18 protein-coding genes are annotated in these 17,366 nt (G+C 66.9%); 15 read left to right on the top strand and 3 right to left on the bottom strand.

Annotated elements, in window-relative coordinates; translation table 11 throughout:
- Positions 1-131: 131 nt before the first annotated feature.
- From EB231_RS14070 to EB231_RS14045, 6 genes are all read left to right on the top strand, one after another.
- The gene (locus EB231_RS14070; RefSeq protein WP_172349331.1) at positions 132-1,154 is read left to right on the top strand and encodes an ABC transporter permease; all 1,023 of its coding nucleotides are present in this window, start codon (positions 132-134) and stop codon (positions 1,152-1,154) included.
- 44 nt (positions 1,155-1,198) lie between these two features.
- Entirely contained in the window at positions 1,199-2,167 is a 969-nt protein-coding gene (locus tag EB231_RS14065; protein WP_140774181.1) for a sugar ABC transporter substrate-binding protein, read from the top strand.
- Positions 2,168-2,228: 61 nt separating this feature from the next.
- A complete protein-coding gene (locus tag EB231_RS14060; RefSeq protein ID WP_172349330.1) occupies positions 2,229-3,746 on the top strand; it encodes a sugar ABC transporter ATP-binding protein in 1,518 nt (505 codons plus the stop codon).
- A 12-nt stretch (positions 3,747-3,758) separates the two neighbouring features.
- Positions 3,759-4,721, top strand: coding sequence for a ribokinase (locus EB231_RS14055; RefSeq protein WP_246740943.1), 963 nt, complete (start codon positions 3,759-3,761; stop codon positions 4,719-4,721).
- Positions 4,718-5,179, top strand: coding sequence for a D-ribose pyranase (gene rbsD, locus EB231_RS14050; RefSeq protein WP_115142516.1), 462 nt, complete (start codon positions 4,718-4,720; stop codon positions 5,177-5,179). The genes EB231_RS14055 and rbsD overlap by 4 nt, the downstream gene beginning before the upstream one ends.
- 1 nt (position 5,180) lies before the next feature.
- Positions 5,181-6,020 (top strand): 3-methyl-2-oxobutanoate hydroxymethyltransferase, encoded by an 840-nt coding sequence (locus EB231_RS14045; protein ID WP_172349328.1) that lies wholly within the window; start codon positions 5,181-5,183, stop codon positions 6,018-6,020.
- Positions 6,021-6,050: 30 nt separating this feature from the next.
- Here the strand turns inward: EB231_RS14045 and EB231_RS14040 are convergent, their stop codons facing one another.
- Positions 6,051-6,653, bottom strand: a complete 603-nt coding sequence (locus EB231_RS14040; RefSeq protein WP_172349327.1) for a TetR/AcrR family transcriptional regulator — start codon at positions 6,651-6,653, stop codon at positions 6,051-6,053.
- Positions 6,654-6,777: 124 nt separating this feature from the next.
- On the opposite strand from EB231_RS14040, the gene EB231_RS14035 reads away from it, so the two are divergent.
- Both EB231_RS14035 and EB231_RS14030 read left to right on the top strand, forming a co-directional pair.
- Complete coding sequence (locus EB231_RS14035) at positions 6,778-7,977, top strand: RidA family protein (protein WP_172349326.1); 1,200 nt, start codon at positions 6,778-6,780, stop codon at positions 7,975-7,977.
- Positions 7,977-9,134, top strand: a complete 1,158-nt coding sequence (locus EB231_RS14030; protein ID WP_172349325.1) for a M24 family metallopeptidase — start codon at positions 7,977-7,979, stop codon at positions 9,132-9,134. The genes EB231_RS14035 and EB231_RS14030 overlap by 1 nt, the downstream gene beginning before the upstream one ends.
- Before the next feature lie 6 nt (positions 9,135-9,140).
- Here EB231_RS14030 and EB231_RS14025 read toward each other — a convergent pair whose 3' ends face one another.
- Positions 9,141-9,902, bottom strand: a complete 762-nt coding sequence (locus EB231_RS14025; RefSeq protein WP_172349324.1) for an IclR family transcriptional regulator — start codon at positions 9,900-9,902, stop codon at positions 9,141-9,143.
- A 122-nt stretch (positions 9,903-10,024) separates the two neighbouring features.
- Here EB231_RS14025 and EB231_RS14020 point away from each other — a divergent pair, with 122 nt between their 5' ends.
- The 6 genes from EB231_RS14020 to EB231_RS13995 all read left to right on the top strand — a co-directional run bounded on the left by EB231_RS14020 (position 10,025) and on the right by EB231_RS13995 (position 14,925).
- Positions 10,025-10,696: an amino acid ABC transporter permease gene (locus tag EB231_RS14020; RefSeq protein WP_172349323.1), complete on the top strand. Its 672-nt coding sequence runs from the start codon at positions 10,025-10,027 to the stop codon at positions 10,694-10,696.
- The gene (locus EB231_RS14015; RefSeq protein WP_172349322.1) at positions 10,693-11,343 is read left to right on the top strand and encodes an amino acid ABC transporter permease; all 651 of its coding nucleotides are present in this window, start codon (positions 10,693-10,695) and stop codon (positions 11,341-11,343) included. The genes EB231_RS14020 and EB231_RS14015 overlap by 4 nt, the downstream gene beginning before the upstream one ends.
- Positions 11,330-12,061 carry an amino acid ABC transporter ATP-binding protein gene (locus EB231_RS14010; protein WP_172349321.1) on the top strand — a complete coding sequence of 244 codons (732 nt, stop codon included), beginning with the start codon at positions 11,330-11,332 and terminating at the stop codon, positions 12,059-12,061. The genes EB231_RS14015 and EB231_RS14010 overlap by 14 nt, the downstream gene beginning before the upstream one ends.
- Positions 12,062-12,096: 35 nt before the next feature.
- Complete coding sequence (locus EB231_RS14005; protein ID WP_172349320.1) at positions 12,097-12,885, top strand: transporter substrate-binding domain-containing protein; 789 nt, start codon at positions 12,097-12,099, stop codon at positions 12,883-12,885.
- 82 nt (positions 12,886-12,967) lie between these two features.
- Positions 12,968-13,984, top strand: coding sequence for a succinylglutamate desuccinylase/aspartoacylase family protein (locus EB231_RS14000; protein ID WP_172349319.1), 1,017 nt, complete (start codon positions 12,968-12,970; stop codon positions 13,982-13,984).
- Positions 13,981-14,925, top strand: a complete 945-nt coding sequence (locus tag EB231_RS13995; RefSeq protein ID WP_172349318.1) for a threonine ammonia-lyase — start codon at positions 13,981-13,983, stop codon at positions 14,923-14,925. The genes EB231_RS14000 and EB231_RS13995 overlap by 4 nt, the downstream gene beginning before the upstream one ends.
- A gap of 208 nt (positions 14,926-15,133) precedes the next feature.
- Here the strand turns inward: EB231_RS13995 and EB231_RS13990 are convergent, their stop codons facing one another.
- The gene (locus tag EB231_RS13990; RefSeq protein WP_172349317.1) at positions 15,134-16,042 is read right to left on the bottom strand and encodes a LysR family transcriptional regulator; all 909 of its coding nucleotides are present in this window, start codon (positions 16,040-16,042) and stop codon (positions 15,134-15,136) included.
- A gap of 98 nt (positions 16,043-16,140) precedes the next feature.
- Between EB231_RS13990 and EB231_RS13985 the strand changes: the two genes are divergently transcribed.
- Complete coding sequence (locus EB231_RS13985) at positions 16,141-17,364, top strand: MFS transporter (RefSeq protein ID WP_172349316.1); 1,224 nt, start codon at positions 16,141-16,143, stop codon at positions 17,362-17,364.
- The last annotated feature ends 2 nt before the right edge of the window (positions 17,365-17,366 follow it).

Below are 17,366 nucleotides of genomic sequence, written 5' to 3'. Positions count from 1 at the left end.
AGCCCGACCCTGAATCAGTTTGGGATCGGCACGAATGCATCGGCCCGCGCACGAGCTCGGCTCGGGTCGATGGAATGGAAGAGTGGTCACGCTGGTGAGGACCGGCCGATCACGCTGAGGGAGGATGCTGTATGGCCCATGCGGTCAGGACCGGCGCGCGCGCGCCAGCCACGGACCGATTCACGCTGGCGCGGCTTTTGCGGGCGCGCGAGGCAGGTGTGTTCATCGCCCTGCTCGTGCTGTGCCTGTTCCTGTCCTTCGCCACCGATGGATTCCTGACATCGCTCAACCTGCTCAATGTCGGGCGCCAGATCTCCTTGCTCGGGATCATGGCGGTCGGCATGACGTTCGTGCTGATCGCGGGCGAGGTCGACCTGTCGGTCGGCTCGACCTATGCGTTTTCGGGCCTCGCCACAGGCATGCTGATCATCGCCGGCTGGGCGCTGCTGCCGGCGATCTGCGTCGGCCTCGCCACCGGCGTCGTCATCGGCCTCATCAACGGCGTGCTCTCCACCTATGGCCGCCTGCCCTCGCTGATCGCCACGCTCGGCATGCTGTCCATCGTGCGCGGTGCAGCGCTGATCCTGACCAACGGCCAGCCGGTGACGGTCAACGCCCGCAATGGCGCGCTGCCCGATGTGCTGCAGGCCTTCTCCTTCATGGGCCAGGGCTATCTCTTCACCATCATTCCCATGCAGCTGGTGTTCCTGGTCATCGTCGCGGTGCTGGCCTGGCTTGTCCTGTCCTTCTCCAATTTCGGCTTCCGCGTCTATGCCGTCGGCGGCAGCGCCAAGGCCGCGCGCGTTTCCGGCATTTCCGTCAACAAGGTCAAGATATCAGCCTTCATCCTGATGGGCGTGCTTGCCGCCTTCGCCGGCATTCTGGGCCTCGCCTTCCTGCCCTCCAGCCAGGCCGGACGCACCGGCCTTGGCCTCGAGCTCGACGTCATCGCCGCGACCATTGTCGGCGGCGCCTCGCTGTCGGGCGGCGAAGGCACGATCCTCGGCACCATCCTGGGCGTGCTCATCATCGGGGTCATGCGCAACGGCCTTGTGCTGCTCGGCGTGTCGCCCTTCGTGCAGGAACTGATGATCGGCCTGGTCATCATCATCGCGGTCGGCATCGACAAATGGAGCACGCGCCGAGCGGGTTAATCGCAGAAGACAGAAGCAACCAGAACCAAAAGGGAGGACTATCCATGAACATCAGACACGTCATTCTCGCGGCAGCGATCGGCCTTCTTCCGCTCTCGGCCCATGCCGAATCCAAGCTCGCCGATTTCCAGCTTGCGCCCCGCATCAAGGCCAAGATCGATGCCGGCCAGCCGCTCGACTTCTACGTCTCTTACCATGACGTCTCCAACGAATTCGCGCCGTTCATGAAGGCGGGCGTCGAGCGCGCCGCCAAGGAGGACAAGGTCGGCGCTCAGTTCATCGGCCCGGTCGGCGCCGATGCCGACGGCCAGATCTCGGAGATCGAGACGCTGATGGGCAAGATGGACGGCCTGGCGATCTCCTCGGTCTCGACCGACGCGCTGGCGCCGGTGATCGACCGCGTCATTGCCGCCGGCATCCCGGTCGTCACCTTCAACACCGACAATCCCCAGAGCAAGCGCCTCGCCTTCGCCGGCCAGGACCTCGTCCAGTCCGGCCGCGAGGCGGGCAAGCTGATGTCCAAGGTGCTGGGCGGCAAGGGCAAGGTGATGATCACCACCATCGACGCCGCCGCGCAATGGTCGCTCGACCGCGAGAAAGGCGCTCGCGAAGCGCTCAAGGCCGAGCCCGGCATCGAAGTTGTCAACACGCTCAACACCGGCACCGACCCGCAGAAGATCTATTCGGCGATCGAGAACGCCATGCTCGCCAACCCGTCGATCTCGGGCGTGCTGTCGCTCGAATGCTGCTCGACGCCGGCCGCTGGCACCTGGGTGGAACGCAACAAGGCCGCCGACAAGGTCAAGGTGGTCGGCTTCGACCTGCTCGACCAGACGGTGCAGCTCGTGCAGGACGGCAATGTCGATGCCACGATCGACCAGGCGCCGGAGAAGCAGGGCTTTGCCGCCGTCGACCTGCTGGTCAAGTTCCTCAAGGGTGAGCCGATCGACAATGTCGATACCGGCGTCGGCATCTACACCAAGGAAAACATCGCCGAGGTGGCCAAGAAGTAACAAGCCAGCCTTGCGGTCCGCCGGTCCTCGGGACCGGCGGACCCGCCTGGCCAGCCAGCCGATGACAGAACAACAGACCCCTGCCCCGATCGTCGAAATCTCCGGCCTGACCAAGCGGTTCCCCGGCGTGCTGGCGCTTGACCGTATTTCCGTCGCCTTCCGCGCCGGCGAGGTTCATGCCGTGATCGGCGAGAACGGCGCCGGCAAGTCGACGCTGATGAACATGCTGGCCGGCGATCTGCAGCCCGATGGCGGCGAGATCCGCATCGACGGCAAGCCGGCAATTATCGCCTCGCCGCTCGCCAGCCGCGCCGCCGGCATCACGGTGGTCTACCAGGAACTGGCGCTCTGCCCGACGCTGACCATCGCCGAGAACATCATGATGTCGGACATGGCGACGCGCTCCGTCGTATCACTGGTGCCGCGCGACGAGATGCGGCGCGAGGCGCGCGCGGCGCTGGCCCGGCTCGGCATGGGCGCGCTCGATCCCGACACCAGGGTCTCGCGCCTGTCGGTGGCCGAGATGCAGCTGGTCGAGATCGCTGGCGCCATCCGCCAGCGCGCCCGCGTGCTGGTGCTGGACGAACCCAATTCCGCGCTCTCCAAGCGCGAGAGCGACCGCCTGTTCGAGATCGTCAAACAGTTGCGCGGCGAAGGCGTCACCGTCATCTACGTCTCGCATCATTTGAAGGAAGTGCTCGACCTTGCCGACCGCATCACCGTGATGCGCGACGGCCGCACCATCGAGACCATCGACAATGACGGCCTGTCGGAGGACCGGCTGATCCGCGCCATGGTCGGCCGCGAACTCGACACGGCGGCGCAGTGGTCGCTGCAGGCCGAGGCGCGCTCGCATGACGCGCCGATCGTGCTCGCCGTCGAAAAGCTGACCGCGCCGAGCCTGGACGAGCTGAGCTTCCATGCCCGCGCCGGCGAGATCCTCGGCATTGGCGGCCTGCCGGATTCCGGCAAGGACATGCTCGGCGAAGCCCTGTTTGGCCTCTGCGCCCGGCGCGGGCGCGTTACCATCGACGGCACGGAATTGCGCGCCGCCGACCCGCGGGCCTCGATCCGCAACGGCATGGCGTTGGTGCCGGCCGACCGGCGCGGCGCCGGCGCGCTGCTGACGATGAGCGTCGCCAACAATGTCGTCTCGGCCTCGCTGCCGCGCTTTTCGCTGGCCGGCTTCATGCGGCGTGGTGCCGTGCGCCGCGAGGCGCGCGCGCAGGTCGCCCGGCTCGATGCGCGCATTTCACATCTCGGCCAGAAGCTCGCCACGCTGTCCGGCGGCAACCAGCAGAAGATCATCCTGGGCCGTAGCCTCGTCACCAATCCGCGCGTGCTGGTGCTGCACGAGCCGACGCGCGGCGTCGATGTCGGCGCCAAGGCCGAGATCTACGCCATATTGCGCGGCATTGCCGGCGAAGGCGTGGCGGTGGTGATGATCTCGTCGGAGATTCCCGAATTGATCATGAACGCCGAACGCGTTCTGGTGCTGCGCAATGGCCGCGTTTCGGGTGAACTGACCGGAGCCGGCATCAACGAGGAAGCGATCCTGGCGCGCGCCATGGCGTCCTGAACGAGGCGATTGATGAGCAAACCCCAGACCGCACCAAGGATCACCATCGTCGGCAGCTTCGCTGTCGGCCTGACCATGCGGGCGCCGAAACTGCCGATCTTCGGCGAGACCATGCTCGGCACCGATTTCGACATGGGCGCCGGCGGCAAGGGCTCGAACCAGGCGGTGGCGACCTCCAGGCTCGGCGCCGCCTCCTCGCTGGTCGCCATCATCGGCACCGACAAGCTCGCCGGCATCGCCACCGACCTCTATGCCGCCGAGGGCGTCGATGCGAGCTTTGTGACGACACGGACGGAACGCGCCACCGGCGTCGGCTTCATCATCCTCAACGACAAGGGCGAGAATTTCATCATCCTCGACATGGGCGCCAACGAGCTGATGGACGCGGCAGTCGTCGATACCGCGGAACAGCGCATTGCGCGGAGCGATGTGGTGATGACCGTGCTCGAAGTGCCGATACCCGCAGCCGCCCGCGCCATGGAGCTTGGCCGCAGGCACGGCGCCCGCACCATCCTCAATCCAGCCCCCGCGCGCCAGCTTCCCGACGCGATCTTCGCCAATGTCGACTATCTAACGCCGAACGAAAGCGAATTGCGCATCCTGCTTGGCCTGCCCGCCGACGATCCGCGCTCGTCACGCGAACTGGCCGGCGAACTGCGCCGCCGTGGCGTGCGCAACGTCGTGGTGACGCTTGGCCGCAGCGGCGCGCTGATCCTGACCGACGAGCTCGACATCATGGTGCCGGCCGTGCCGGTCGGGGTGGTCGACACCACCGGCGCCGGCGACGCCTTTAACTCAGGCTTTGCCGTGGCGCTGGCCGAGGGCCGCGACATTGTCGACGCCGTGCGCTTCGGCGTCGTCTGCGGTGGCATAGCCTGCACAAGGCTCGGCGTCATTCCCGGCCTGCCCGAACGCGGTCAGGCCGACGCGCTTTATGCGCAAGCCCTCAAGACAACTTGGAAGGAAACGACATGAACCGGAACCGCCTGCTCAACGCCGAACTGTCGCACGCCATCGCCTCGATGGGCCACGGCGATCTGATGATCGTCTGCGACGCGGGCTTTCCGATCCCGTCGAGCGCCTGGCGCATCGACCTCGCCATCTCGCCCGACGTGCCGGACCTGGAAACGGTGCTCGGCCCGATCGCGGCGAACCTGATCGCCGAGCGCGTCGGCTATGCCGACACGCTGCCGGTGCACAACGCGCCGCTGCTGGCGAAGCTCAAGCGCCTGTTCCCGGACGCCGATTTCGAGACGACCACGCACGAGACCATCCTCGGCGAGATGGCCAAAAAGGCCAAGGTCATCGTGCGCACCGGCGCCTTCGACCCCTGGGGCAACATCCTGCTCTATTCCGGCGTCGACGTGCCGGCCTGGTTCTCCAAGCCCGGCGTTGTCGCGCCCGACTACTACGCGAAGAAGCTGAAGGGCTGACATGCCCCGCATCTTCGACTTCGGCGGCCGCGAGGTCGAGCGCGGCGCAACCGTCGCCAGCCTGCGGGCGCTGAAGGGCAGCGGCCGGCACGTCGCGCAGGTGACGGCCGAGACGGTGGACGAGGCGGAGGCGGCGGAGGCCGCCGGCATCGAGATGGTGGTGTGCCGCGCCGCCAATGTGGCGCGCGTGCGCGAAGGCTCGCGCCGTGTCTTCGTCACCGCCGCCCTCGGCTTCGCCGACGCGGTGACATCGGACGAGATCCTGCGCACCGCCTTCAGCGCGATCACGGCCGGCGCCGACGCCGTCATCACCGGACGCGGCCACGAGACCGTGCGCATGCTCGCCAACGAGCAGATCCCCGTGATGGGCCATCTCGGCTTCGTGCCGCGCAAATCGACCTGGGTCGGCGGCATACGCGCCGTCGGCAAGACCGCCATCGAGGCGCTCGAATTGTGGGACCGCTTCCGTCGGCTGGAAGATGCCGGCGCCTTCGCCGTCGAATGCGAAATCATTCCAGCCGAGGTCATGGCCGAGATCAACCGCCGCACCGGGCTGGTCACGGTCTCGCTGGGTTCCGGTCCATCAGCCGATGTGATGTTCCTGTTCACCTCGGACATATCAGGCGAAAGCGCCCGCCTGCCCCGCCATGCCCGCGCCTGGGGCAATCTGGCCGCCCTCCACAAGGCCGTCCGCGATGCCCGCGTCGAGGCGCTGTCAGGCTTTCGCAAGGAGGTCGCCGCCGGCGGCTATCCGGCCGAGACCGAGGTCGCCGGCATTGCCGATGCCGAGCTGGAGGAGTTTCGCACCCGTCTCAAGGCGGGCGAGATTAGCCGAGGATAAACAAGCGGATAGAGCCGGCCCTTGATCCGTTCAGGACCGGTTCTCGATCATCTGCCGCAGGCTGCGATAGGTCCGCTCCAGCCGCTCGAAACCGCCCTCGGCAAGCGTGATCGGCGCGGCATTGTCGGCTATCACCGCAAACAGCAGCGCGGCGTCGGCCGGCACCACATTGGGCGCAAGCTCGCCGCGCCGACCCGCCGACGACAGCGCCTCCGCAAACAGAGCCGAGAGCTCGACGCCGAAATGGCTAAGCATCTGCCGGCCGCGATCGCCCAGCAGATCGGCATCCTGGCGCAGCCGCGAGATCAGGCTCCAGCCGTGCCCCTCGGTACCGCTCGGATTGAAATGGCTGAAACGCGCGCGGCTGTAGGCGATCATCGCCTCGACCTGATCGGACAGGCTGGCTCCCTCCGCCGACCAGACCGCGCGCAAGCCGCTCAGCGTCGCCTGCATGTAGTCGCCAAGCACCTCGTCGACCAGCGCCTGTTTGTTGCCGAAATGATAGTGGATGTTGGCGCGCGTCGTGCCGAGCGCCGCCGAGATATCGCCGAAGCTGGTGCCGCGATAGCCATGACGCACCAGAAGCTCCAGCGCCGTATCCTTGATCGCCTGTCTGGTGTCGGTCTCGTCCATGCTTCCATCATAGCCAAATGCGTTGGCCTTGGACGCCGAAGCTTTGCGGCATCCCCAGCATTTGACGAGAAACTGACTTGCAGGTAAGTAAGTATAAAATCAGCGGGGAGGATACGTGGTGCGGATGCAGACATTCAGCGATATCGAAGGATCGACGCCACAGGCCGTCCGCGCCGGCGACCTGGTCTTCATCGGCGGGCTGATGGCGACGGACGCCAGAGGCAATATGGTCGCAACCGGCATAACCGGTCAGGCGCGCGCCATCTTCGACCGGTTGGCGGCCCTTCTCGCCCAGGCCGGCGCCGGGATGGCCGATGTGGTCAAGCACAACATCTATTTCAGTTGCGAGGCCGATGCCGTCGGCGCCTTCCTCGACGAACTCGATGCCGTGCGCGCCGGCTGTTTCGCGGCCCCCGGCCCGACCACCACGGAAATCCGCTGCGGCCTCGACCGCGAGGGCGCGCTGCTGATGGTCGACGCCTGGGTCGTGATCGGCGGCAAGCGCGAGCTGCTCGACCCGCCGGGTCACTGGCGCTGGCGCAAGGATCTGCCCTTCGTCCATGGTTGGAAGGTTGGTGACATGCTGTTTGTCGGCGGCCAGCGCTCGCTCGATGCCGAGGGCAATGTGCTCGGGCTCGGCGATATCGAGGTGCAGACCGAGGAGGCCTTCCGCAACCTCGACACCATGCTGCGGTCGGGCGGCGGCGACCGCCACAGCCTGATGCGCCAGAACACCTATTTCCGCTTTTTCGGCGAGGGCCGCGAGGTCACCAACTACTGGGAGAAGATGACCAATGTGCGCCGCCGCTACATGTCTGTGCCTTCGGCGGCCGGTGCCGGACTGCGCATCCAGGGCATGGGCAATGCCGACGAACTGATCCAGGTCGAGGGCATCGGCATGCTCGGCGACGACAAGCAGCGCCTGCAGCCTGCCGACCATTGGGACTGGAGCATTCCCAACACCCAGTTCACGCAAGGCTGGAAGATCGGCGGGCTCGCCTTCATCGGCGGCCAGATCTCGGCCGACAACAAGGCACAGGCCGTCGGCGACGACATGGAGACGCAGACCCGCAACGTCTTCGAGTTCATCCGCCGCACGCTGGCCGAAGGCGGGCTCGACGAAAGCGACGTCGCCAAGCTCTATATCTACTATCACGCCGAAGGCAGCTGGGCCGGGATCGAGGCCACGCGCGCGGTGATTGCCTGCGTGCAGCGCGAATTCTACCCCGAGCCCGGTCCGGCGGTTACCGCGATCCGTGTTGCCGGCTTTGCCTTCGAGAACCTGCTGATCGAGATCGAGGCAATGGCGGTGACGCGAGACTGATGTCGAAACACGATTTCACCGTCGCCGAGTTCGCCGATCGGCTGGCGCGTGTCCGCGCCGCCATGGCCGCACGCGACCTAGACTGGCTGGTTGCCGTTCACCCCGCCTCCATCCATTGGCTGACCGGCAGCGACGCCAAGAGCTACCAGGAATTCCAATGCCTGCTGGTCGGCGCGCGCAACGAGCCGCTGGTCGTGCTGACACGCCAGGGCGAGGTGCATGAATTCGAGACGGACGCCCTTGCCGGCGAGGTGCAGGGCTATGGCGGCGGCGAGAACGAGGATCCGGTCGCGGCCTTCGCCGGCGTGGCGCGGCGCCACGGCGTGCTCGGCGGGCGCGTCGGCCTCGAAGTGCCGGCCTACTACCTCCACCCGCATCACTATCTCGGCCTTCGCGCCGTCATCGGCGATGCCATGGTCACCGAGGCGACCGAGTTGATCGCCGGCCTGAAGCTGGTGAAGTCGCCGGCCGAGATCGGCTATATCAGGCGCGCGGCGGCCCTTGCCGACCTTGGCATGGAGCGTTTTGCCGGCGAACTCGCGGCGGGCCTGTCGGAACTGGCGCTGGCCGGCGGCATCCACGAGAGCTTGCTGCGCAACGGCAGCGGCATCGCCGCCAGCCCGATCAACCTCGTCTCCGGCCCGCGCTCCGCCTACAGCCACGGCGCGCCGACCGCGCGCAGGCTTGAACATGGCGATTTCGGCAACATCGAATTCGGCGCTACCTTCAACCGCTACACCGCCACCATCGGCCGCAATTTCGCGCTGGGCACGCCGACGCCGCGCATGGCCGAATTGCACGACATCGTGCTGCGCGCCAGCGACGCCATGATCGCGGCGATCCGCGACGGCGTGCCGGCAACCGTGCCGCACCACGCGGCCCGCGCCGTCATCGGCGAGGCCGGGCTCGAAGCCTGCCGTGTCCACACATCCGGCTATGCGCTGGGGCCAGGCTTTCCGCCGAGCTGGGCCGAGCCGCTGCACATGATCGGCGACAGCCCGCACATGCTGAAGGCCGGCATGGTGGTCACCATCGAGCCGCCGGTCTATATCGGCGCCGAAGGCCTTGGCGCCCGCATCATCGACAATGTGCTTGTCACCATGACCGGTGCGGAGGTGCTGTCCCGCACGCCGCGCGACATCATCGTCGCGGGCTGAGCCTCGCTACCCTCCAAGCTCATGCGCGATCTCGGCGCAGGCGAGCTTCAGCCGCGCCAGCATGGCCTCGAAATTGGGCGCGGCACTGCGTCGGCTGACCGCCGCCACCGTCACGCAGGCCACGGCGCGCCCGTCGCCGGCGATGATCGGACAGACGACGTCGGTTACGCCGATGATGTCGCGGCTCTCATGGATGATGGCGCCGCGCTCGCGCACCGCGTCGAGTTCGGCGGCGAGCGTCGTCGGGTCCGGCGGCTCGCGCATCAGCATCAGGCATTCGGCGATCATCCGGTCACGCACGGGCTTGGGCTGGAACGCCATCAGCACCAGCCCGGAATGGGCATCCGCCAGCGGCCGGCGATAGCCGAGCTTGAGCGAGAAGTTCATGTCCGCCCCGCCCGATGCGGCCGCGATGATGACGGTTTCGCCGCGATGCGCGACGACCAGATGCGCCGCCTGGTGCACCTCCTCGGCGAAGCGCTCGACGATGGGGGCCGCCGTGCTGACCAGGTCGCGGGCGCGCGCCGTCTGCATGCCGAGCCCGAACAGCTTGTTCGACAGCATCAGCCCCTCGCCGCCCTCATCGCGCTGGATATAGCCGCGCGCAAGCAGCACATGGACCATGCGGAAGATCTCGTTCTTCGATCGCCCCAGTTCCTCCGCGATCTGGCGCGTGCCCATGGGCTGGCCGGCATTGGCCAGCAATTCGAGGATATCCAGCCCCTTTTCGAGGGCCGGCGCGCTGTAATTGAGCTTGTCGTCCGTCATTTGCATCCGCTTCATAGATGACGCTTGACGTCACATATGAAGCGACGATAGCGTGGTGTCCAGCAAATCCGAGCGGAAAATAGCGATCTGCCTGGAGTTGCATAGGGGGACGCTCTGCATCCATGAGCTATAATTTCAAATTTGATGTCCTGCTGCGCTATATCCCCGAGATCGCGCAAGGCGTGCTGCTGACCTTGCAGTTCTCGGTCGTCACCATGCTCTGCGGCCTCGCCATCGGCTTGATCTTCGCCATGGCCTCGATCAGCCCGCTTATGCCGCTGCGCGCCTGCGCCCGCGTCTATGTCGAGGCGCTGCGCAACACGCCGCTGCTGGTGCAGCTGTTCATCGTCTTCTTCGGCCTGCCTTCGATCGGCATCAAGCTTGGCGCCAACACCGCCGCGCTGATCGCGCTGTCGATCAACATGGGCGCCTATGGCGCGGAAATCCTGCGCGCCGGCTTCCAGTCGGTGCGCCAGAGCCAGGTCGAGGCCGGCCGCTCGCTCGGCCTCACCGCCGGCCAGACCTTCCGCCATGTCGTGCTGTTCCAGGCGGTCAAGACGATCTACCCGGCGCTGGCCAGCCAGTTCGTGCTGATCATGCTGACCACCAGCGTCGTCTCCTCCATCGGCGCCACCGAGCTGTTCCACCAGGCCGCCTTCATCGACTCGCGCACCTACCGCTCCTTCGAGACCTACACGCTGATCACCGTTTCCTATCTTGTGCTGACGCTGGGCTTCCGGGCCTTCTTCGCCGGCGTCTACTGGATGGTCTTCGTCAGGAGGCCGCGCCGATGATCCGCGAATTTGGCGGCACCGATATCGTCTACCTGATCGAGGCCGCACGCTGGACGCTGCTGCTGGCGCTCACCGCCACCGTGGGCGGCGGCCTGCTCGGCATCGTCGTCGCCGTCCTGCGCGTCATCCCGTTCAGGCCGCTCAACTGGCTGGCGATCGCCTGGATCAACCTGATCCAGGGCACGCCGCTGCTCGGCCAGCTCTTCGTCTTCTTCTTCGGCCTGCCGCTGATCGGCCTCTCGGTCGACGCCTGGACGGCGGCGGCACTTTCCCTGTCGATCTACGCTTCGGCCTTCTTCGGCGAGATCTGGCGCGGCAGCCTGCAATCGGTGTCGCAGCGGCAATGGGAGGCAGGCGCCGCGCTCGGCCTCACCTATGCGCAGCGCCTCGGCCATGTTGTGCTGCCGCAGGCGATCCGCATCTCCGTCGCGCCGACCGTCGGCTTCCTCGTCCAGCTGGTGAAGAACACCTCGCTCACCGCGCTGATCGGCTTCGTCGAACTGACCCGCGCCAGCCAGATCATCAGCGGCGCGACCTTCGCCCCGCTGCCGGTCTACCTCACCGCCGCCGCCATCTATTTCGTCATCTGCTTTTCCCTCTCCCAGCTCGCCCGCATGCTGGAAAGGAGACTTCATGTCGCTCGTTGAAATCGCCGATATCCGCAAGCGCTTCGGCGCCGTCGAGGTGCTGAAGGGCATCTCGCTCAACGTGGAAAAAGGCGAGATCGTCGCCGTCATCGGCCGCTCGGGCTCGGGCAAGTCGACCATGCTTCGCTGCATCAACGGGCTGGAGAAGGTGCAGGCCGGCCGCATCGTCGTCGACGGCATCGACGTCACCGCGCCCGGGGCCGACCTCAACCTCCTGCGCCAGCGCGCCGGCATGGTGTTCCAGAGCTACAATCTGTTCCCGCATCTCAATGTCGAGCGCAATGTCACGCTGGCGCTGAAGCTGGTGCGCAAGCTCGACACGCCGGCCGCCCGCGAAGTCGCCCGCGCCGTGGTCGCCAAGGTCGGCCTCGCCGACAAGCTGCTTGCCTATCCCGACGAGTTGTCCGGCGGCCAGCAGCAGCGCGTCGCCATCGCGCGCTCGCTGGCCATGCAGCCGACCCTGATGCTGTTCGACGAGATCACCTCCGCGCTCGACCCCGAACTGGTCGGCGAAGTGCTGCGCGTGCTCGAAAGCGTCGCCAGCGAAGGCATGACCATGATGCTCGTCACCCATGAGATGAACTTTGCCAAGAACGTCGCCGACCGCGTGATCTTCATGCACGAGGGCCGCATCCACGAGGATGGACCAGCGCGTGAGACCTTGCTCGAGCCTCGTACGGCCGAACTCAGGAGCTTCCTGAGCGCCGTCCTTCACTAAGAAAAGAAAGTCCAACCAGAAAAAGGGGAAGTTCCATGTTCAAGCATCTCACCAGGATCGTCACAGCCGTGCTCCTGGCCGGCGCCGTCTCGGCAATACCGGCGCGAGCGGCCGACCTGCAGAAGATCCTGTCCGCCGGCACGGTACGCATCGGCGTGCCGATCGACGTGCCGCCCTTCGGTTCGGTCGACGCCAAGAACGAGCCGGTCGGCCTCGATGTCGACATGGCCAGGAAGATCGCCGAAGCGCTGGGCGTCAAGCTCGAACTGCAGCAGATCACCGGCGCCAACCGCGTGCCCTATCTGGTCACCGACCGCCTCGACATCGTCATCGCCGCCATGGGCGCGACGCCGGAGCGCGCGCTGCAGATCGCCTTCACCTCGCCCTATGCGGCGCTTTCGATCGGCGTCTTCGGCCCCGACAGCATCACGGTGAAGAGCCCGGCCGAACTCAAGGACGAGACCATCGCCGTGGCGCGCGGCACGACGCAGGATCTCGAACTGACCAAGGCCGCGCCCAACGCCAAGATCGTGCGCTTCGACGACGACGCCACCGCCGCGGCCGCTTTCACCTCCGGCCAGGCGCAACTGTTGGCCACCGCCGATGTCGTGGCCAAGGATTTGATGGACAAGGACGCCAAGGTGCAGCTGAAGCCCAAATTCATCCTGCAATTCTCGCCCTGTTACATCGGCATCCAGCAGGGCAGCCCGGAGCTGCTGCGCTGGCTCGACACCTACATCCATCTCGGCATGCTCGACGGCTCGCTCTCGGCGCTGTCGCAGAAGTGGATCGGCACCACGCTGTCGACCCTGCCGCCGATCTGACCTTTTTTTGGCGGCGGGGGCCTTTCCGCCCTCGCCGCCTCTCCCTCGCCACCTCCATTCCCGCAGAGTTTCAAAGAGAAACATGGCCCGCATGTCCACCGCCCGCACCACCATCGATTTCGACCGTTCCGGCAAGCAGATCGGCTTCGTCGACATTCCGCATTCGCCGCATGACGACGCCTGGGGCGCGACCCGCATTCCGCTCGCGGTGATCCAGAACGGCAACGGGCCGACCGTCATCCTGCAGGCCGGCAACCATGGCGACGAGTATGAGGGGCCGATCACGCTCGGCGAACTCATCCGCGATCTCGACCCGGGCATGGTCAGCGGCCGCATCATCTTCCTGCCGGCGATCAACCTGCCGGCCGTGCTGGCCGGCCGCCGCACCTCGCCTGTCGACGGGCTGAACCTCAACCGCACATTCCCCGGCGATCCAACCGGCACCATCACCCAGCAGATCTCGGCCTATGTCAGCGACGTCGTCATGCCGCTCGGCCATGCCTATGTCGATCTTCACTCCGGCGGTTCCTCGCTCAACATCCTGCCCAGCGCCATCATCGAGCCGGCGCCCGACGCCGCCCACCGCAGGCGCAACATGGAAGCGGTGCTCGCCTTCGACGCTCCGCTCACCGTCGTCATCGACAATCTCGGCGAGCCGCGCACCTCCACGGCCACATCGGTGCGGGCCGGGCTGACCACCGTCGGCACCGAGATGGCCGGCGCCGGTACGGTCTCACTCGACGCGCTCGGCATCTGCCGCAAGGGCGTGCGCAATGTGCTGAGCCACCTCGGCGTGCTGCCGCCGACAGGCGGGCCGCCTGCCGCGAGGCCCGAAAACATCCTGCGCATCCCCGGCCATGAGGGCTATGTGCTGGCCACCGCCAATGGCGTGTTCGAACCGTTCCACGCGCTGGGCGCCGAGGTGCATGCCGGCGAGGACGCCGGCCGCATCCACAATCTGGCCGACCCCGGCCGCGCGCCCGAGACCGTGCGCTACCTCTCGGACGGCATCGTCTATGGCCGCCGCCAGCCCGGCCGTGTCGTTGTCGGCAATTGCTGCGTCACCGTCGCCACGCGCTATGAAGGAGAGCTGGCGTGATCGCGCTGGAAGACATCCGCACTGCCGCCGCGCGCATCGAAGGCAATGTCAGGCGCACGCCGATGATGGCCGCCGGCAACCTCAAGACACCGCTGGCCGGCGGCGTCGACCTGATGCTGAAGCTGGAACTGCTGCAGGTCACCGGATCGTTCAAGGCGCGCGGCGCCACCAACAGGCTGCTCTCGCTCGACCCCGCCGCGCTGAAGCATGGCATCGTCACCGCCTCGGGTGGCAACCATGGCATAGCTACCGCCCGCGCGGGCTTCATGGCCGGTGTGCCGGCAACCATCTTCCTGCCGACCAACGCCTCGCCGGCCAAGATCGAGAAGCTGCGCGCCTGGGGCGCGGCCACCCACATCGTCGGCTCGGCCTGGCACGAATCCAACGAGGCGGCGCAGGCCTTCGTCCGCGAAACCGGCGCCGTCTATTTCCACCCCTTCGCCGACCCGGCGGTGGTCGCCGGGCAAGGCACGGTCGGCCTAGAAATCCTCGACCAGATGCCGGATGTCACCACGGTGCTTGTCGCCATGGGCGGCGGCGGCCTGGTCAGCGGCGTCGCGACCGCGATCAAGGCGCTGGCGCCGCATGTGCGCGTCGTCGGCATCGAGGCGACAGGCTCGCCGGTGCTGCTGCGCGCGCTCGAAGCCGGCCGCAACGTGGCGCTGGACAAGGTGACCACCTCGGTGGCGACCATGGCCTGCGCCAAGACCGACGACCGCATCTTCGACATTGTCCGTGACAAGGTCGACGAGATCGTGCTGGTCGACGACGACGAGATGCTGCGCGCCGCCAGAAGCCTGTGGTTCGAGATGGGCCTCGCCGCCGACCTCAGCGGCGCCGCCGCCATCGCGGCACTGGCCGAGGGCCGAGTGCGGTTGAAGCAGGGCGAGCGCGTCTGCGCCATCGTCTGCGGCGCCGGCCCGGATGCTATTTTGGGATGATCGAGGGTGGCGATGCGAGAATGGACACGCCTCGTTCCTTCGCGCGCCCTCTGTCCCGCCAACGCCTGAAAGAGTTCCGCAACTCAATCGCAGCCGTCTTACGCTGCAGCCTTTTGCGCTGGCGATAAGGCGAAGTTCAGCAAATTGTACCTCATGTGGCAATCCTAGCCATGGCGAGCACCACTACAACTGCCAGTTTCGCCAACCACTACGACGACAGCGGCAGCGGCGCCTCCAGCCCTTCCAGCAATGCGTCGCGAAACAGCGTGATCGGCCGGCCGAGGCGTCCGGCCGGCGGGCGATGCAGCATCCACGCCCGCACCCGCGGTTTGAAATCCGTGCAGTCGATGATCTCGACCTTGTCGCGCCACGGGCTTTCGGCGAAGGCCGCCGGCGTGACGAGGCCGATGCCGTGGCCGCGCGCGACCAGCGACATGCGCAGATCCGCGCTCAGCGCCTCGACCCCGACCTGGAAAGGCAGCCGCGCCGCCTCCAGCGTGTGGCGGATGAAGGCGCGGAAGCCGCAGCCATTCTCGTTCATCACCCAGGGAAAGCGCGAAAGCGTGGCGAGATCAACGGGCTTCGGCACGCCGAGACCAGGTGCCGCGACCAGCAGCACCGACTGCAGGCCGAGATCGTCGCAGGCCAGCTCGTCCGGCGGCCTGACGCCGTCGGGAAGACAGACTGCGACCGCGTCGAGTTCGCTGCGCACCGCCTGCTCCACCAGCCGTGGCGACCAGCCGGACGTGATGCGCAAGGTGAGGTTCGGAAACGCCGCGCGCAGCCGGTCGAGCGGCAGCGCGAGGGCCGCATCCGACAGGTAGGGCATGATCCCCAGCCGGAACTCGCCGTTCAATTCGCCCTGCGGCGACACGCCGGCCTTGAGATCTTCCAGCGAACGCAGCACGCGCCTTCCATGCTCATAGGCCTGGCGCCCCGAGGCGGTCGGCTTCAGCGGCTTCGACTGGCGGTCGAGCAGTGCCGTCGCCAGCCCATCCTCGAGGTTCTGGATGCGGCGCGTGACGCCCGGCTGGGTGAGGTTGAGCCTGGCCGAGGCGCCGACGATCGAGCCGGTTTCCACCACCGCGATGAAGGCTTCGAGATCATGGATATTCATGCGTATCTCGCATAATCATTATCGAATTGATTGAATTGTAGCATGATAATCCTTCGGCATAAAGTCCTCACCCAATATGCAACCTTATTGAGGACCTTATGCTCGACACCAATGACGGCCAATTGTGCGAGCGGCTGCCCGCCGGCACCATCACCGGTCCGCAGACGCTGCTCTTTGCCGCCTCTACCGGCATCATCGTCACCAATTTGTTCGCGCCGCAGACACTGGTCGGGCTGATCGGCCCGTCGCTCGGCGCCGGTGCCGCGAGCATCGGTCTCGTCGCCATGGCCACCCTGCTCGGCTATGCCGCCGGCTTGTTCTTCCTGGTGCCGCTGGCCGATCTCGCCGAGAACCGCGCCCTGATCCTGCGCATGCTCCTGGCGGCCGCCCTGGCGGCTGGCGTCGCCGCCTTCGCGCCCACCATCGCCTCGCTGCTGATCGTCCTGTTCGTCCTCGGCGCCGCCTGCTCGGCGATCCAGATCCTGGTGCCGATCGCCGCCTCGATGGCGCCACCCGGCGCGGCCGGCCGCGTCATCGGCGACGTGATGAGCGGGTTGATGATCGGCATCCTCTTGGCGCGGCCGCTGGCCAGCCTTGTCGCCGGCGCCTGGGGCTGGCGGGCCTTCTACGGCCTCAGCGCCACCGCACTGGTCCTGCTCGCCTGCGTACTCGCCTTCACCTTGCCGCGCCGGCGCCCTCAGGTGAAGTCCTCCTACGGCGCGCTGATCGCCTCACTGTTCGACCTGCTGCGCGACGAACCGATGCTGCGGCGCCGCGCACTGACGGCGGCCCTGGTGATGGCGGCGTTCAGCCTGTTCTGGACGGCGGTGGCCTTGCGCCTGGCAGAGCCGCCTTTCGCCCTTGGCCAGCGCGGCATTGCGCTCTTCGCACTGGTCGGCGCCGGAGGCGCCGTGGTCACGCCGCTGTTCGGCCGCGCCGGCGACCATGGCTGGACGCGATCCGCCACCATCGTCTGCCATCTCGTGCTGATCGGCGCGATGGCGCTCGCCGCCTGGGCCGGCTCCTCCCAGTCCGGAGCCGCATGGCAACCGTTGGCGTTGCTTGGCGCCAGCGCCGTACTGCTCGATATTGGCGTCACCGGCGACCAGACGCTCGGCCGCCGCGCCATCAACCTGTTGCAGCCCAAGGCGCGCAGCCGCCTCAACGGCCTGTTCGTCGGCATCTTCTTCCTTGGCGGCGCCGTCGGGTCCTTGCTGGCCGGCATAGGCTGTAGCTGGGGCGGATGGCCCTGTGTCTGTGCCATCGGCGCGATCTTCGGCCTTGCCGCCCTGCTGGTCGACTGGATCGGCGGGCCGGAGTGACG

It is taken from the genome of Mesorhizobium sp. NZP2298, from assembly GCF_013170825.1.
GTDB lineage: Bacteria > Pseudomonadota > Alphaproteobacteria > Rhizobiales > Rhizobiaceae > Mesorhizobium.
This window is presented reverse-complemented; position numbering and strand designations above follow the sequence as displayed.

Coding starts and splice junctions, on each gene's coding strand:
- EB231_RS14070 (WP_172349331.1), top strand. CDS start 132: ATGGCCCATGCGGTCAGGACCGGCGCGCGCGCGCCAGCCACGGACCGA.
- EB231_RS14065 (WP_140774181.1), top strand. CDS start 1,199: ATGAACATCAGACACGTCATTCTCGCGGCAGCGATCGGCCTTCTTCCG.
- EB231_RS14060 (WP_172349330.1), top strand. CDS start 2,229: ATGACAGAACAACAGACCCCTGCCCCGATCGTCGAAATCTCCGGCCTG.
- EB231_RS14055 (WP_246740943.1), top strand. CDS start 3,759: ATGAGCAAACCCCAGACCGCACCAAGGATCACCATCGTCGGCAGCTTC.
- rbsD (WP_115142516.1), top strand. CDS start 4,718: ATGAACCGGAACCGCCTGCTCAACGCCGAACTGTCGCACGCCATCGCC.
- EB231_RS14045 (WP_172349328.1), top strand. CDS start 5,181: ATGCCCCGCATCTTCGACTTCGGCGGCCGCGAGGTCGAGCGCGGCGCA.
- EB231_RS14040 (WP_172349327.1), bottom strand. CDS start 6,653: ATGGACGAGACCGACACCAGACAGGCGATCAAGGATACGGCGCTGGAG.
- EB231_RS14035 (WP_172349326.1), top strand. CDS start 6,778: ATGCAGACATTCAGCGATATCGAAGGATCGACGCCACAGGCCGTCCGC.
- EB231_RS14030 (WP_172349325.1), top strand. CDS start 7,977: ATGTCGAAACACGATTTCACCGTCGCCGAGTTCGCCGATCGGCTGGCG.
- EB231_RS14025 (WP_172349324.1), bottom strand. CDS start 9,902: ATGACGGACGACAAGCTCAATTACAGCGCGCCGGCCCTCGAAAAGGGG.
- EB231_RS14020 (WP_172349323.1), top strand. CDS start 10,025: ATGAGCTATAATTTCAAATTTGATGTCCTGCTGCGCTATATCCCCGAG.
- EB231_RS14015 (WP_172349322.1), top strand. CDS start 10,693: ATGATCCGCGAATTTGGCGGCACCGATATCGTCTACCTGATCGAGGCC.
- EB231_RS14010 (WP_172349321.1), top strand. CDS start 11,330: ATGTCGCTCGTTGAAATCGCCGATATCCGCAAGCGCTTCGGCGCCGTC.
- EB231_RS14005 (WP_172349320.1), top strand. CDS start 12,097: ATGTTCAAGCATCTCACCAGGATCGTCACAGCCGTGCTCCTGGCCGGC.
- EB231_RS14000 (WP_172349319.1), top strand. CDS start 12,968: ATGGCCCGCATGTCCACCGCCCGCACCACCATCGATTTCGACCGTTCC.
- EB231_RS13990 (WP_172349317.1), bottom strand. CDS start 16,042: ATGAATATCCATGATCTCGAAGCCTTCATCGCGGTGGTGGAAACCGGC.
- EB231_RS13985 (WP_172349316.1), top strand. CDS start 16,141: ATGCTCGACACCAATGACGGCCAATTGTGCGAGCGGCTGCCCGCCGGC.